Origin of the sequence: Pseudarthrobacter sp. NamE2 (assembly GCF_005796205.1) — a bacterium.
Classification (GTDB): domain Bacteria; phylum Actinomycetota; class Actinomycetes; order Actinomycetales; family Micrococcaceae; genus Arthrobacter.
Genome location: NZ_VAHN01000008.1, coordinates 1 through 15,903 on the forward strand (window position 1 = coordinate 1; position 15,903 = coordinate 15,903).

The 15,903-nt window shown below is 66.6% G+C and carries 12 protein-coding genes; 7 read left to right on the forward strand and 5 right to left on the reverse strand.

All coding sequences use genetic code 11. The features are described from left to right. The first annotated feature begins 98 nt into the window (after positions 1-98). A complete protein-coding gene (locus FDW83_RS10770; protein ID WP_138138092.1) occupies positions 99-1,412 on the forward strand; it encodes an MFS transporter in 1,314 nt (437 codons plus the stop codon). Between the two features lie 39 nt (positions 1,413-1,451). On the opposite strand, the gene FDW83_RS10775 is transcribed toward FDW83_RS10770, so the two are convergent. From FDW83_RS10775 to FDW83_RS10785, 3 genes are all read right to left on the reverse strand, one after another. Further along, positions 1,452-3,797 (reverse strand): glycoside hydrolase family 65 protein, encoded by a 2,346-nt coding sequence (locus FDW83_RS10775; protein WP_138138093.1) that lies wholly within the window; start codon positions 3,795-3,797, stop codon positions 1,452-1,454. 130 nt (positions 3,798-3,927) lie between these two features. Continuing rightward, positions 3,928-4,665, reverse strand: a complete 738-nt coding sequence (locus FDW83_RS10780) for an HAD family phosphatase (RefSeq protein WP_138138094.1) — start codon at positions 4,663-4,665, stop codon at positions 3,928-3,930. 460 nt (positions 4,666-5,125) lie between these two features. Next, complete coding sequence (locus FDW83_RS10785) at positions 5,126-5,743, reverse strand: alpha/beta hydrolase (protein ID WP_138138095.1); 618 nt, start codon at positions 5,741-5,743, stop codon at positions 5,126-5,128. Between the two features lie 365 nt (positions 5,744-6,108). Between FDW83_RS10785 and FDW83_RS10790 the strand changes: the two genes are divergently transcribed. From FDW83_RS10790 to FDW83_RS10810, 5 genes are all read left to right on the forward strand, one after another. Continuing rightward, complete coding sequence (locus FDW83_RS10790; RefSeq protein WP_138138096.1) at positions 6,109-6,366, forward strand: DUF6458 family protein; 258 nt, start codon at positions 6,109-6,111, stop codon at positions 6,364-6,366. A gap of 350 nt (positions 6,367-6,716) precedes the next feature. Further along, the gene (locus FDW83_RS10795) at positions 6,717-7,520 is read left to right on the forward strand and encodes a DeoR/GlpR family DNA-binding transcription regulator (RefSeq protein ID WP_138138097.1); all 804 of its coding nucleotides are present in this window, start codon (positions 6,717-6,719) and stop codon (positions 7,518-7,520) included. Further along, positions 7,517-8,497, forward strand: coding sequence for a 1-phosphofructokinase family hexose kinase (locus FDW83_RS10800; protein WP_138138098.1), 981 nt, complete (start codon positions 7,517-7,519; stop codon positions 8,495-8,497). Before FDW83_RS10795 ends, FDW83_RS10800 begins: the two co-directional genes overlap by 4 nt. A gap of 2 nt (positions 8,498-8,499) precedes the next feature. Continuing rightward, complete coding sequence (locus FDW83_RS10805; protein WP_138138099.1) at positions 8,500-10,584, forward strand: fructose-specific PTS transporter subunit EIIC; 2,085 nt, start codon at positions 8,500-8,502, stop codon at positions 10,582-10,584. A gap of 58 nt (positions 10,585-10,642) precedes the next feature. Then, positions 10,643-10,921 (forward strand): HPr family phosphocarrier protein, encoded by a 279-nt coding sequence (locus FDW83_RS10810; RefSeq protein ID WP_138138100.1) that lies wholly within the window; start codon positions 10,643-10,645, stop codon positions 10,919-10,921. A gap of 217 nt (positions 10,922-11,138) precedes the next feature. Here FDW83_RS10810 and FDW83_RS10815 read toward each other — a convergent pair whose 3' ends face one another. Both FDW83_RS10815 and FDW83_RS10820 read right to left on the reverse strand, forming a co-directional pair. After that, positions 11,139-11,984, reverse strand: coding sequence for a class I SAM-dependent methyltransferase (locus FDW83_RS10815; RefSeq protein ID WP_138138101.1), 846 nt, complete (start codon positions 11,982-11,984; stop codon positions 11,139-11,141). Between the two features lie 120 nt (positions 11,985-12,104). Continuing rightward, positions 12,105-13,250: a Ku protein gene (locus FDW83_RS10820; protein ID WP_138138102.1), complete on the reverse strand. Its 1,146-nt coding sequence runs from the start codon at positions 13,248-13,250 to the stop codon at positions 12,105-12,107. 40 nt (positions 13,251-13,290) lie between these two features. On the opposite strand from FDW83_RS10820, the gene FDW83_RS10825 reads away from it, so the two are divergent. Beyond that, positions 13,291-15,792, forward strand: a complete 2,502-nt coding sequence (locus FDW83_RS10825; RefSeq protein ID WP_138138103.1) for an ATP-dependent DNA ligase — start codon at positions 13,291-13,293, stop codon at positions 15,790-15,792. Positions 15,793-15,903: the final 111 nt, after the last annotated feature.

The following is a 15,903-nucleotide window of genomic DNA, read 5'->3' on the forward strand; positions in this document are numbered from 1 at the left end:
CTCCTCGCGGGGTAACCGCCGGCAAGCCGGCACTGCCTGGTGCGGTTGGGGGCACCAGGCAAGGGGCGGACAGGCAAAGCAGGCTTAAACTGAAGCTTATGCCCGCTCCCAAAGCCTTGCGCCCCTTTGCCCACCGTGAGTACCGGGTACTGATCGCGGCACTGGCCATCTCGATCTTCGGATCGGGAATGTGGGCCGTGGCCATGGTCTACCAGGTGATCAGGCTGGGCGGCGGCCCGCTGGAACTCTCGCTCGTGGCAACCGCGGGCAGCATAGGCCTGGTCGCCTTCGTCCTGGCCGGCGGCATTGCCGCGGACAGGATCCCGCAGCGTCAGCTGATCATCGCCGTCGAAGGCGCCAACCTCGCCGTCATCGCCACCGTCAGCGGGCTGGCGATAGCAGGCTTGCTGCAGCTATGGCATGTGGCGGCCGGCGCGTTCGTGCTCGGCGTGGGCGCGGCTTTCTTCTTCCCCGCCTACTCCGCAATCCTGCCGCGGATCCTCCCGGCCGAGGACCTGCTCGCGGCCAACGGCATGGAAGGCACCATGCGCCCCGTGCTGCAGCAGGCCGCCGGTCCTGCCGTGGCGGGCATCCTGGTTGCGGCCCTCTCGCCGTCGCACGCCGTCACGGGCGTGGCGATGTGCCACCTGCTGGCCTTCATCGTCCTGAACTTCCTCGGCCGCCATGCCCTGGACGCACCCGCCAGCGGGGCAGGGCACGAAGGGCACAAGGAAACGGGACCCCAAAAATCCTCCTTCCTGCAGGACCTCCGCGAAGGAATCAGCTACACCATCCGCACGCCCTGGCTGCTGTGGACCCTGATCTGGGCCTGCATTTCCGTGCTGTTCCTGATCGGCCCCATCGAGGTCCTGCTGCCGTTCGTGGTCCGCGACCAGCTGGGCGGCGATTCCAGCATGTTCGGCTTCCTCCTGGCCATCATGGGGGTGGGCGCAGCACTGGGCTCCCTGGTCACCGCGTCCCTGCGGCTGCCGCGCCGCTACCTCACGGTGATGATGGTGTCCTGGGGTGCGGGCAGCATGCCGCTCGCCGCCGTCGGTATCATGGACAACTTTTGGCTGATCGCGGCCGCCACATTCCTGTGGGGCGTAACCGGCAGCGTGGGCATGGTCATCTGGGGGACTCTGCTGCAGCGCCGCGTTCCCCCGCACCTGCTCGGCCGGGTTTCCAGCCTGGATTTCTTCGTGTCGCTGGCGCTGATGCCGGTGTCCATGGCACTGGCGGGCCCCGCTGCCGAGGTGCTGCCCATCTGGCTCATCTTCCTGGTGGCCGGCGGCGTCTGCCCCGTCATGGCGGTCATCGCCATGGCGGCGGCACGGATGCCCGACGACGAACTGGCCCACCCGCTGGACACAGCGCCTGAGGTGGAACGCACGACGGCGGCAGGAAACTAAGGCGCGCAAGGCAGCGCCGTCTCCTCCCGCCGTCGGGCACTAGCTGTTGCCGCGCACCACGGGGATGCTCGCCGTCGGAAGTCCGCTGGGGAAGACCGTGGGCTCCGGCTCGGGGACCGGTTGCAGCGCCACCTGGACGGGATCGGCGCCCACGGTGTAAACCTCGCCGCGCACGTCCACGTCCAGCGGCGCGCCGTCCTGGACTGTGAGTGTGATAAACCCTGCCGCGAGCTGCACCAGCAGCAGCCGGCCGCGGATTTTCAGGTGGAACGTCAGGCCGTCCCACTCGCCGGGCAGCCGCGGGTCGAAGAACGGCAGCGGTCCCTGGTCGCGCAGGCCGGCAAAGCCGCACACCAGCGAACTCCACACCCCGCCGGTGGAGGCGATGTGCACACCGTCGATGGTGTTGCCGTGGACATCGTCCAGGTCGATGAAAACAGCGTTGGTGAAGTGCTCGAGCGCCTCTTTCGAGTACCCCACCTCGGCCGCCATGATGCCCTGCACGCAGGCGGACAGGGTGGAGTCACCGGTGGTGATGGGATCGTAGAAGTCGAAGGCGCGCTGCTTTTCCTGGGCCGTGAAGTCCTGCCACTGCAGGAACATTGCCAGGACCGTGTCCGCCTGCTTGAGCACCTGGTGCCGGTAGATCACCAGCGGGTGGAAGTGCAGCAGCAGCGGGTACTTCGACCGGGGCGTGGTCCAGTCCCAGGGCTCCAGCGTCATGAAGTCGTTGTCCTGCGAATGCACCTGCATCCGGTTGTCGAAGGGCAGCTGCATCCGGTTGGCGGCCGCCTCCCAGAGCTGGCGTTCCTCCTGGCTGATCCCGGCATGTTCCAGCGCGGCAGCGGCGCGAAGGTTGAACCGGGCCATGACGTTGGTGTACAGGTTGTCATTGACCACGGCGGTGTACTCGTCCGGGCCCGTGACGCCGTGGATGTGGAACAGCCCGTCCTTGCCGAAGAAACCGAGCGACATCCACATCCGGGCCGTCTCGATCAGCAGCTCGGCACCCATGCCGTCCCGGAACACGGTGTCCCCGGTAGCCCACAGGTAGCGGTTGGTGGCGAACGCGATGGCTGCGGCGATGTGGAACTGGGCCGTGCCGGCGGCGTAGTAGGCGCTGGCCTCCAGGCCGTTGATGGTCCGCCAGGGGAACAGGGCGCCGTCCACACTGAGCTCCTTGGCGCGGATCTTGGCTTCCGGGAGCATGCCGTGCCGGAACTCCAGGACCTGCCGGGCACCTTCAGGATTGGTGTACGTCAGGTACGGCAGGAGGTACACCTCCTGGTCCCAGAAATAGTGTCCCTCGTAGCCGGAGCCGGTGACGCCCTTTGCCGGGATCCCCGCGACGTCGGCGCGGGCCGTGGCCTGGGCCAGCTGGAAGAGGTTCCACCGGATCGCCTGCTGCAGGTCCGGGTTGCCGCCCTCGAGCACGATGTCAGAGGTGGCCCAGTAGGCGCGGTAATGGGCTTCGCTCTCAGCAAAGATGTCCTTGACCGGGCGCAGTCCCGCTTCCGCCACTTCCGCAGCATTGGTCTCCGGGTCCTGGACGGCCGCGCCGACGGCGTAGCTGACGCTCTTTTCCAGCGTGAACGGTTCATCGGCGCTCACTGCCAGGACATAGCGGACTGTGCTTTCGTCCTGGTCCACCTGGGTGTCGAACGGCTGGTAGCCAGCCGAGATCCAGTGGTCCACGGCAACACCCACGCGCTGCTTCGACTCGGCCGCCTCCCAGGCAAGGCGGAGCGAACCGTCGCCGCCGTCCAGCCGCAACGGAAGCAGCACCCGGCCGGCGTGCCGGCCCGCCCGGCGCGGATCGTGCACCGAGTGGTCCTCCACCGGCTGGTCCTGGCGGTTGATGACGGAGGAGGTCACGTCCAGCGATACGTCGCGGTCCGTGGACACCTGCAGCGAGATCCCCAGGCTTCCGCGTGAAGCGAAGCCCACCGCCCGGCGCTCCGTGGTGGTGACAACGGCACCGGATCGGCACTGCCAGGTGATGCTGCACTCGTAGGCGCCGGTGGCGAAGTCCACGGAGCGCCGGTAGTCCAGCACCTCGGACTCGGCCAGGGTCAGGGACTCGCCGTCGACAATCACGGTGAAGTTGTTGGCGTCCGGGATGTAAAGGATGCGCTGGCCGGTCCGGGCGAAGCCGAAGGCATTTTCGGCGTGCTTGATGTCCCAGATTTCGTGCAGTCCGTTGATGAAGCTGCCCGGCAGCTCGGAGTCCGCCGCAGCCCAGTGCGCGCCGCGGATGCCGAGGTGCCCGTTGCCCAGGGAGAACAGTGTTTCCAGGGTCCCGGCATTTCCCGGCTCGTGGCGTGCTTCCACGAGTTGCCAGGGGGTGTTCGGGAACCGCTCCCGGTCCGCGGTGATGAGTGCCATGGTTGGGGTCCTTTTGGCGTCTGCTGTGTGCCGGCTTCACCGGTATCAGGTATTGGAAGGAGGTGTGGTGCCTGGATGGCTGCTGCGGGGTCCGGCAGCCGGTGCCGCCCGGCGGAAGGCGGCCTCCGGGCTAGGGAAGCAGTTCCTGCAGGTCGTCGACCACCAGGGTGGCACCGGCGTCAAGGAGCGTCTGCCGGCCGGCACCGCGGTCAACACCGATGACGGAGTGGAACGATCCTGCCTGGCCTGCCTGCACACCGGATACTGCATCCTCCACCACCACGCACTCCCCGCTGGGCAGCCCGAGCAATTGTGCCGCGTACTGGTAGGTCGCAGGGCTGGGCTTTCCGGGGAGCCCTTCCTCCGCAGCCACCGCCCCGTCCACCACAACGGGAAAGTGATGGTCGAGTCCGGCTGCGGCCAGGACTGCGGGGGCGTTGCGCGAGGAAGAAACGACGGCGACTTTCAGTCCGCGCTCCAGCGCGGCTTGAAGGAAGCGCACCGAGCCGTCGAAGGGTTCGACGCCGCTGCTCACGATGTCATTGAAGATGCGGTTCTTCTTGTTGCCAAGGCCCTGAACGGTCAAGTTCCCCGGGTCATCATCCAGCGGGCCTTCGGGCAGCACGATGCCGCGGGAGGCGAGGAAGTCGCGGACGCCGTCGAAACGCGGCTTTCCGTCAATATGGTCGAAGTAGTCACTTTCGCTGTAGGCCGTTGCCTGCGGCTGTGAGGCGAGGTAGCCCTCGAACAGTTCCTGCCACGCCTGCTCGTGCACGGCCGCCGTGGGGGTCAGCACGCCGTCCAGGTCGAACAGGATTGCAGCGGCACTGGTCCAGGCCGCGGTTTCTGTTGCGGAAGAGGCAGTCATCAGCAGTACATGGTCCTTTCAGACGGCGGGCAGCGGCGAAGAAGGTGCAAGGGAGATTGTGGCTTCGGTGCCCGGAGTGGACGGCAGCGCCGCGGGCGTCGGCCGGCGTATGTCGCTGCGGCGCGCGGAGGCGTTGCTGGTCCAGATACGTCTTCCATCATGTTCCTGATGCCGTTCGAGAACAACCTGGCGGATGGGAGTGCCAAGGCCAAGGGGTACTGTGGAGTACCAGGTGCATCCCCGCCCGCACCGGGTTTCTCGCTGCAGTGATCGGTCTGCATTCCGCCGGCCTCCTCATCAGCCCAGTTCAACGCCCGCTTCCGCGGCTGAGGTTGAGTGTAAGCGCTTACAAATTTGGCTGGCAACTGTTTTTTCGCTCCTGTGGACAGCCTTCCGGATGTGACAAAAATCTCAGGCATCCTACCGCCTGATCCCTGGGAGCGTTCAATCAGCTTCGACGTCAGCGCAGGACGTAGTGGCGCAGGAAGGCGCTGACGTCCACCATCTCGGCCTTGGACATGGAGTGCCCCATGCCCGGATAGGTCCGGCTGGTCAGGAGCGTGTTCTTCTCGAGCCAGTCGGCGGTATAGGCGACCGCATCCTCATTGATGACCAGGTCCGCTTTGTCGCGGCCCCAGAAAAAGGGCGGCTTGGTGTCGAAGGAATCGGTGAGTGCCAGGAGCTCATTATTGAGGATGAAGCCGGACAGTCCCACTACCGAGGTGTAGGCCCGGGGATGGAGCCGCAGGAGGGTGCTGGCCATCGCCATGCCCTGCGAATAACCCATCAGGCTCACGCTCGTGTGTTGTTCCCGCACCGAGTTGACCCAGGTATGGACGGCGTTCGTGGCTGACATAACGTCCGCGAAGTCATTTACCAGGAAGTAGTCCAGCAGGAACCAGCCGTAGTGGTCGCCAATAGCCATTGGTGCCCGCAGTGCGGCGAAGGTGAACTCGGAGGGCAGATAGTCAAAGAGCCGGACCATGCGCGATTCGTCCGTCCCGTAGCCGTGCATCATCACCAGCAACGGGGTGCCTGCGCGCTGGTCCTCCGGCTTCGACCACACAACTGTTTCCACCGGCCCAGCCTAGCGGGACAGGCCCTGCAGGATTTTGAACCCCTGCCGGTCCAGCGGCAGCGATGACGTTGAGACCCGAGGACAGCGCCGCCGTACGGCGCGGAGACCATCCCGCCCTGGGGAGCCGTGGGATCCCGGGCGCATGCCGGCTCATCGACAGCAGCGTTGGTCCGGGAAGTAAAACCGCATGCAATCCGGGCGGCGGTGGCGGGACAAAAGAAGTCTTCCCAGTTCAGGCCATTGATTCGAACCACGCGGACCGGTAGCGTGACGCTTAACAGACAGCATGCTTAGTAATTAGAAGTACTACCGTTCCAGCAGCCCTAACCGGAGCCGTATCCACCGCGGCAGTAAAGGAGCACGTCATGAGAATCGGTTCGTCAATCTTCCTGATCGCCCTCGGTGCCATCCTCGCCTGGGCCGTAGCCCCCGGACTGATCCCCTTCGTGGACCAGGTGCTCATCGGATACATCCTGATGGCTGTAGGAGCCATTGGCCTGGTCGCTTCCCTGATCCTCGCCTCGCCGGGCAGGAGCCGCCGGGTCAGCGAGACCCGCTCGGTGGTCGATCCCAATACGGGCGAGCGCATCACCCGGAATGAAAGCCGCGACGGGAACCTATAAGCCGGAAGGTTTTACCAGCAGCCACAAAGGCAAGCCCGAAAGCCGGGCCGGACCACCACGGTCCGGCCCGGCTTTCCCTTTGCACCCACCCGCCCCCACCCCCGGAGTTTTTGGGCAGATATGCAGACTTCCGGGTCCCGGAAGTCTGCATATCTGCCCAAAAACTCCAGAGCTAGCGTGCGGCCCCAAACGGGACAAGCGCCGCCATCTTGTTTCATGTGGGTTTCCGTTGACAAACCAACAGATACAAAGATAAAGTCAAGTAACTCAACATTATGTGATGCCAGTCACGCTTCGGGCGGCAGTGCATCCGGACCCACAGCACCAGCAACCTACGCGACGGAGGGTACGTGTTCGCCGAGGAGCGCCAGCAAAAGATTGCCGAGCTTGTTGCCGGCAGCGGCCGGGTCAGCGTGACCCACCTGGCCGAGCGCTTCCGCATCACTACCGAGACCGTGCGGCGGGACCTGGCCACCCTGGAGACTGCCGGTACCGTCCGCCGGGTCCACGGCGGCGCAGTGGCGGCAGACCGCTTCAGCACTACGGAGGAAAGCGTCACCGAGCGCGCTATCCAGCGGCCGGACCAGAAGATCCGGATCGCGGAAGCCGCCCTGGCACTCATTCCCCGCAACAAGCCCGGCAGCGTCCTGATCGACGGCGGCACCACCACCGAAGTCCTCGCGGACATGCTCTCCCGGCGCACCGCCGTCGAGGTTTCCGATTCCGAGTCCCGCCCGGAACTCGTGGCCATCACGCACGCCGTGCCCATCGCCAGCAAACTCTCCAACATCCCCGGCATCGCCCTGCAGATCCTGGGCGGCCGGGTGCGCGGTATCACGCAGGTGGCGGTGGGCCAGGCAACCGTGGACGCCGCGGCAAAGCTCCGCCCGGACCTCGCTTTCGTGGGCACCAACGGCATCCACGCAAGCTTTGGCCTTAGCACTCCCGATCCCGAAGAAGCAGCCGTCAAGGCAGCCTTCGTCCAATCGGCGCGCCGCATCGTGGTGCTGGCCGATTCCTCCAAGCTGGACACGGAAACCCTGGTCCAGTTCGCCTCCCTGAAAGATCTGGACACCTTGATTACAGACAGCGAACCCGGCACCGAACTCGCAGCTGCCCTGGAAGAAGCCGGCGTTGACGTGGTGATCGCATGATTGTCACCTTCACGGCCAACCCAAGCCTGGACCGGACGGTTGCCCTGCCCGGGCCCTTGGAACGCGGCGAGGTGCAACGCGCCGTCTCCGTCAGCCAGGAATCTGGCGGCAAGGGCGTCAACGTCTCCCGGGCCCTGGTGGCGTCCGGCCTGGAATCCCTGGCCGTGCTCCCCGGCGCGGACACCGATCCTGTCCTTGCCGGCCTGCGCGAAAGCGGGGTCCCCTTCACCGCGCTGCCCATCCACGAGCCGCTGCGGACCAACGTCGCCCTGACCGAGCCCGGCGGTGTGACAACCAAAATCAACGAACCCGGCCCGCTGCTGGACGAGTACCAGCAGGAAGCCCTTCTCAAGCTGCTGCTGGAAAGCTCCCGTGGCGCCAGCTGGGTGGTCCTCGCCGGTTCGCTGCCGCCGGGTTTCCCGGCAGATTTCTACGCGACGGCGGCTCGGCGCCTGCGTTCCTCCGCCGACGGCGCCGCACCCCGGATCGCCGTCGACTCGTCCGGCCAGCCACTCGCCGCAGCGCTCACCGGCGGCGTGGCGGGCATGCCGGACCTCCTCAAGCCCAACGCCGAAGAACTGGCAGAACTGGCCGCCGCGGCCGGCTTTGCCCCGGCCACCGCTGACCAGCTGGAAGCGGACCCGGCGGCTGCAGCGGACGCAGCTGCCGCCGTCGTACGTTCGGGTGTGGGTGCTGTGCTGGCAACTCTCGGATCCAAGGGAGCTGTCCTGGTAACGGCCGACGGCGCGTGGCTGGCCACGCATCCGCCGGTCGCCGCGGTCAGTACGGTCGGCGCGGGCGACTCCGCGCTGGCCGGTTACCTGCTCGCCCACGGCCAGGGCGCCGCCCCGGCCGATTGCCTTCGTCAGGCCGTGGCCCATGGTGCCGCTGCCGCTTCCCTGCCCGGATCCACGGTTCCGGCAGTCCACCAAACCACCCCGGATGCCGTAACCATCACGGCTCTTCGAAAGGATTGACAGTGACCCAGCTCATCACCACGGAACTGGTCGAACTCGACCAGAACCTGGGCAACGCGCCCGAGTCGGTGATCCGGCACCTGGCCAGCAAGGTTGCTGCCGCCGGACGCGCAACCGAGGTTGAAGGCCTCTTCGCCGACGCTTACGCCCGGGAACAGAAAACGGCCACGGGCATCCCGGGCGGCATCGCCATCCCGCACTGCCGTTCGGCTGCCGTCACGGAGCCCACCCTCGCCATGGCCCGCCTCAACCCCAAGGTGGACTTCGGTGCCAAGGACGGCCCTGCTGACCTGATCTTCTTCATCGCCGCCCCTGACGGCGCGGACCAGGAGCACCTGAAGCTCCTGTCCAAGTTGGCCCGCTCCCTCATCAAGAAGGACTTCACCGCGGCCCTGCGCGGTGCCTCCTCCGAGGCGGAAATCGTTGAACTGGTGGACGGCGCCCTGGCCGACAAGCCGGCTGCGCATGCAGCCGCAACCCCCAATGCCGCCGCGTCCGCCGGTGCCGGTTCCGGCAGGCTGAACGCCACCGGCCACTCCGGAGCGTCGGCAGTAGCTGCCTCAGGCGACGGGGGCGGCCACACGGGTCCCAAGCGGCTCGTTGCCGTCACGGCATGCCCCACCGGCATCGCGCACACCTACATGGCCGCCGACTCCCTCGTGGCAGCGGCTAAGGAAGCCGGCGTGGACCTGCAGGTGGAAACCCAGGGTTCCTCCGGCGCCAAGCCGCTGGACCCGGCCGTGATCGCCGCCGCTGACGCCGTGATCTTCGCTGTGGACGTGGACGTGCGCGGCAAGGAGCGTTTCGCCGGCAAGCCGGTGGTCAACGCCCCGGTCAAACGCGGCATCGACGAACCCGCAAAGATGGTCCAGGAAGCCCTCGCGGCAGCGACGGATCCGCACGCACGCCGGGTTGCGCACTTTGGCGCGGAGGAGCAGGCCGAGCAGGCGGAAGCCGAAAAGGGCGAGCACATCGGCCAGAAGCTGAAGCGGGCCCTGCTGACCGGCGTCAGTTACATGATCCCGTTCGTTGCCGGCGGCGGCCTCCTCATCGCCCTGGGCTTCCTGCTGGCGGGATTCGACATCGCCCTCGGCACCAAAGCCAACGACATCCTGGCCAACAACACCCTGTTCAACCTTCCGGACGGCAACCTCGCGCTGTACCTGGGCACGGTGGCCTTCAAGATCGGCGCGTTGTCCATGGGCTTCCTGGTCCCGGCTCTTGCAGGCTATATCGCCTATGCCATCGCCGACCGCCCCGGCATCGCTCCCGGTTTCGTGGCCGGAGCCGTTGCCGCCTTCATGAATGCCGGTTTCCTCGGCGGTATCGTAGGCGGCCTGCTGGCGGGCTACATCGCCCACGTGATCGGCACCTGGCAGGTCCCGCGCTGGCTGCGCGGCCTGATGCCCGTGGTCATCATTCCGCTGCTGGCCTCCATCGTGGCGTCCGGTGCGATGTTCCTGTTCTTGGGCGGACCCATCGCCGGGCTCACCCTTGGACTGAACAACTGGCTGTCCGGCATGACCGGTGCGTCCGCCGTCGTCCTGGGCATCATCCTGGGCCTCATGATGTGCTTCGACCTCGGCGGCCCCGTGAACAAGGTGGCCTACGCCTTCGCCGTCGCTGGCCTGGGTGCCGGCAGCGCCACCAACCAGGCACCGTGGCAGATCATGGCCACCGTCATGGCGGCCGGCATGGTCCCGCCGCTGGCCATGGCCCTTGCCACCGTCCTGGACAAGAAGCTGTTCAGCCTGGCCGAGCGCGAAAACGGCAAGGCCGCCTGGCTGCTGGGCGCGTCCTTCATCTCCGAAGGCGCCATCCCGTTCGCGGCTGCCGACCCGCTGCGCGTCATCCCGGCCAGCATGGTGGGCGGCGCCCTGACCGGCGCGCTGACCATGGCCTTCAACGTCACCTCGCAGGCACCCCACGGCGGCATCTTCGTGTTCTTCGCCATCGGCAACGTGCTGATGTTCATCATCTCGATCATCGCCGGCGCAATCGTCAGCGCGCTGGCTGTCATTGCACTGAAGCGCTGGGCAGCCCCCAAGTCCACTGCTACGGTGGAAACCGTCCCAGCAACGGTCTGACACGGTCACCAATTACCTACCGGCCTGCACCAGCAAGCCGAACGACAAAGGAGCAACAATGCCAGAACGCACCGCAACCGTCGCCAGCCGCGTGGGCCTGCACGCCCGCCCTGCCGCCATCTTTGCCGAGGCAGCCGGAGAGTTCGACCTGGACATCACCATCGCCAAGGAAGGCGAGCCGGCCGACGAGGCCATGGATGCCGCCAGCATCCTGTCCCTCATGAGCCTGGGCGCCTCGCATGGTGACGTGGTGGTCCTCCGGGCCGAGGGCGACGGCGCGGACGCCGCTCTGGAACGCCTGGTCCAGATCCTCGAAACGGACCACGACGCCGAGTAGCAGCAGCGGTGCCTTGGGCGCCTTACCTGCGGCCGCCGTCGGGCTTTCCCTTCCTGGGGACATGCCCGACGGCGGCTGCCGCGTTTAAGTGCCGCCCCCACCTTCCACGCCCCCAAAGCAGGTAGCAGTAGCTGTCGTTTTGAGCGCCCAAAACGACAGCTACTGCTACCCAGTTGGGAGGGGTGGGGGGTCAGCGGCGGTCAGCGGGCGCGTGCCGTCATTGCGCCTTCCTGGCCGTGAACAGCAGGTACTCCCACTCCATCTGGAAGGGGGTGTCACCGTGCGCGTCACCAAAGGAATCGGCCAGTTTCGTGAGTGCCTCGTCGAGTTCCCTGGCTTTGTCCTTGTCCTCGCCAATGAACTTGTAGACGGAGATGGTGGGGCCGTAATGGGACTTGAAGTAGCGGACAAAGTCCCCGGGCTGGTGGAAGCTCCGCACCGCCAGTGTCTGCTTGCGGGCCTTGGCGTCCGTGATCCTGTTGCCCAGCAGTTCCCGGACGTGGTCCTCGCTCCCCCACAGTGGCGCGGGCTGGGCTCCGGGCGGGGGCGGCGGGGCGAAGGGCTTCATGGTGGCGAACATCTGGCCGATGAAACCTTCGGGGGTCCAGCTCAGCAGCCCGATGGTGCCGCCGGGTTTGCATACCCGGACCAGTTCGTCGGCGGCCGCCTGGTGGTGCGGCGCGAACATCACGCCAAGGCAGGACATGACGGTGTCGAACTCGCCGTCGCCGTAGGGCAGCGCCTCGGCGTCCGCCTCCTGCCAGTCCAGGCTGACTCCCCTGTTGGCTGCTTCCCGGCGTCCGGCCTCGAACAGCTCCGGCGTCAAGTCGCTGGCCACCACGCGGGCACCCATCATGGCTGCCGGAATGGCGGCGTTTCCCGAGCCGGCCGCGACGTCCAGCACCCGGTGCCGGGATGTGATTCCCGACGCTTCCACCAGGACGGCTCCCAGTTCCAGGAGAATTTCATCCGCCAGCGCCGGATAGTCGCCCGAGGCCCACATAGCCCGGTGCTTCTGCTTGAGCGCCCGGTCCGCCTCCACCGTGTCCGTTTGGTCGTTCATGTCCGCGCCCCTCTACCGTGTCCGTTCAGGATGAGTGACAGCACGCTGTTTGCCACAGCGGAGGCTGTGATGCGACCCATTGTGAACGCGGGGCTCCGGGCTGTAAAGGGACCTGCCGGATTAAGCGGGTTTTCGGGTTCTGGTGGTGCTTGACTTGGCAGCCGTCTTGCCCGCGGTGGTCTTGGTGCCCTCAGATTTTGCTGCGGTTGATTTGGAGGCTGTGCTCTTTGACGCGGCGGCCTTAGACGCCGTGCTCTTTGCCGTGGTCCCGGTATCCGAGGACTTTGACGCGGTGGACCGCGTGCCCGTGGACCGTGTCCCGGTGGATTTGGACCCGGTCTTGGATTCGGCGGTTTTCGCCGTGGCCTTGGCTGCAGTTGTCCTGGTTCCGGACGCCTTGCGGGCGGGTTTCGCCGGCTCTTCTTCGGTGTCCGCTTCCTCCTGGTCCGAGTCGTCGGAAGCAGCAGCTGCGGGTCCGCCGGCGCGTTTCTTGTCCAGGCTCCGCTTGAGGGCTTCCATCAGGTCGATGACCTCGCCCTTGCCGCCTTCGCCGGCCTCCACACCGAAAGTCTCTTCCGTGTCCAGGGACTCGCCCTGCTCGAGCTTGGCGTCGATAAGGGTGCGCAGCTGGACCTGGTAATCGTCCGTGAAGGTATCGGGTTCGAAGTCCGCAGCCATGGACTCCACCAGGGCCGCCGACATTTCGCGCTCCTGCGGCGAAATCTTGATGGACGTGTCCAGGGCAGGGAAGTTCGCTTCGCGCACCTCGTCCGGCCACAGCAGGGACTGGAGCACCAGGACGTCATCCTTGATCCGCAGCGCACCCAGCCGGGTCTTCTCCCGGAGCGCGAACTGCACTATGGCCACCCGGTCGGTGTCCTCCAGGGCACGTCGCAGCAGCACGTAGGCCTTGGGCGACTTGGAGTCGGGTTCCAGGTAGTAGCTCTTCTCGAACATCATGGGTTCTAGCTGTTCGGACGGGACGAACTGCACCACTTCGATCTCATGGCTGTTCTCCGCGGGAATGGCCTTGAGCTCGTCCTTGGTCAGCACCACCGTGCGGCCGTCTTCCTCGTAGGCCTTCTCGATGTCCGAGTAGTCAACCACCTCGCCGCACACCTCGCACCGGCGCTGGTAGCGGATCCGGCCGGCGTCGGCATTGTGAACCTGGTGCAGACTGATGTCATGATCCTCAGTGGCGCTGTAGACCTTCACCGGCACGTTCACCAGTCCGAACGCGATGGCACCCTTCCAGATGGCTCTCATTCCTACAGTCAACATCAGACCGGGCCGGAGGTGAAGCCCCGTGGCCGGCAGTAAGGAACGTGTCCGGGTTGCAGGACGTGAACTCTCGGTCACCAACCTGGACAAGATCATCTATCCGGAGACCGGCACCACCAAGGCGGACGTGCTTGCCTACTACGCCGCCGTCGCCCACGTCCTCATTCCCGCCGCCGCGAACCGGCCAGCCACCCGCAAGCGCTGGGTCAACGGCGTGGGCACGCATGAGAAGCCCGGGGAAGTCTTTTTCCAGAAGAACCTGGACGACTCCGCGCCCGGCTGGCTCCCCCGGGCGGCAATCACACACAAAGACAGAACCATCTTCTACCCGCTGGTCAACGACCCCGCCACGCTGACGTGGTTCGGGCAGATCAACTCCCTGGAGGTCCACGTGCCGCAGTGGCGGGTGGATTCCCACGGGAACCAGCTGAACCCGGACCGGCTGGTCCTGGACCTGGACCCCGGCGAAGGCGCGGGCCTGCCCGAGTGCCGGGAGGTGGCCCTCCTGGCACGGGACATCCTGCAGGATGTGGGGCTGGACCCGGTCCCGGTCACCAGCGGCAGCAAGGGCATCCACCTGTACGCGGCCCTGGACGGGACGCAGACCTCGGACCAAATTTCCGCCTTTGCCCGTGAGCTTGCCCGGGCCCTCGAAGCAGACCACCCGGACCTCGCCGTCAGCGACATGAAGAAAACGCTCCGCAAGGGCAAGGTGCTGGTGGACTGGAGCCAGAACAACGCCGCCAAGACCACCATCGTGCCCTACTCCCTGCGCGGCCGTCCCACACCGATGGTCGCGGCGCCCCGGACGTGGCGCGAAGTCAGTTCACCGCAGCTCAAGCACCTGGACTACCACGAGGTGATGCGGCGGGTGCGGGACGGCAAGGACCCGTTTGCCGCCGTCGTCCAGGCCTCGGGACATCCCGCGGACACACACGTGGACATTGGGGCCGCCAACCCGCGCCTGGCGAAATACCGTTCCATGCGCGATCCGAAGGCGACGCCCGAGCCGTTCAGCGGCGCGGCCGGCAGCGGTGACGCGTTCGTCATCCAGGAGCACCACGCAAGCCGGCTCCACTACGACCTGCGCCTGGAGCACGAAGGCGTCCTGGTGTCCTGGGCCCTGCCCAAGGGAATCCCGGAGTCCGGCGGCAAGAACCACCTGGCCGTCCAGACCGAGGACCATCCCATGGACTACCTCACGTTCCACGGAACCATCCCCAAAGGGGAGTACGGCGCCGGTGAGATGACCATCTGGGACACCGGCACGTACGAACTGCACAAGTGGATTGCCGGCAAGGAGGTCATCGTCACGCTCACCGGGTCCGAAGGCGGCGGCCTGGGCGGAATAAAGAAAAAGGTTGCCCTGATCCACACCGGCCGCGGGCAGGGCAAGGACGCCGAGGGGCAGTGGCTCATCCACCTCATGGACAGGGAACACCAGGGCGGACGACGGCGGCACGCGCCGGCCGCTGCGGAGCCGGCGGAGAGTGCCGGGGAACCAGTGGAAGAGGCCGCCAAACCTGCGGAGCGCTCCGAACCCGGGACGGCTCCCGCCGTTGCTCCGTCCCCCGACGAGTTCCGGCCCATGATGGCCACCTCCGGCGACACCGCGGACCTGCAGGGCAGCGACTGGCAGTTCGAACTGAAGTGGGACGGGGTCCGGGCCATCCTGGTGGCCGACGAGCACAAGGTGCGGATCTTCAGCCGCAACGGCAACGACGTCACCAGGACCTACCCCGAGGTGACGGACCGCTCCTGCTGGCCCCCGCAGCCGTTCGTCGCCGATGGCGAGATCATCGCACCGGGGCCCGGCGGCAGGCCCGACTTCGGCCTCCTGCAGGGACGCATGAAGCTCACCCGGCCCGCCGACGTCGCACGTGCCCGCACGGCCATTCCCATCAGGCTGGTCCTTTTCGATCTGCTGTACGACGGCGGGACTGACCTCCGGAAGCTCCCGCTGCGGAAACGCCGCCGGCTCCTTGAGGAGTTCTACGTGCCCTCGGACTGTCCCGTCGACCTGTCGATGGTGCTGGAGGAGCCGGTGGAGCACATTCTGGACAGCGCCCAGGAGCTGGGCCTCGAAGGTGTGATGGCCAAGCGGACGGACAGCAGGTATGTCAGCGGGCAGCGGACCCGCACCTGGATCAAGCTGAAAATTGAGCAGACCCAGGAGGTGGTGGTGGGCGGCTGGCGGCCGGGGAAGGGCGGCCGGGAGGAAACCGTCGGCTCACTCCTGGTGGGGATCCCCGACGGCGACAAACTGCAGTACGTGGGCCGCGTGGGCAGCGGCTTCAGCGCCCGGGAGCTGGCCGAACTGCGGCAGGACATGGAGCGACTGGCCCGTAAGACGTCCCCGTTCCATGATGTTCCCCGCCCGGATTCGGCTGACGCCCACTGGGTGGCGCCGCAACTGGTGGGCGAGGTGACCTACAGCGAGTGGACCGGACCGGGGCGGCTGCGGCATCCGCGGTGGCGGGGCTGGCGGCTGGACAAGGACCCGTCCGAGGTGGTCCGCGAAGCATAAGCGACGGTTCCGGCTGGTGATTTTGACCCGGACACTCCCCCTGGACGCGCAAATTCCCTGGCGGCCCCTACATGTTGGGGCGCCAGGGAATTTGCGTGTCGCTGTGGGAGG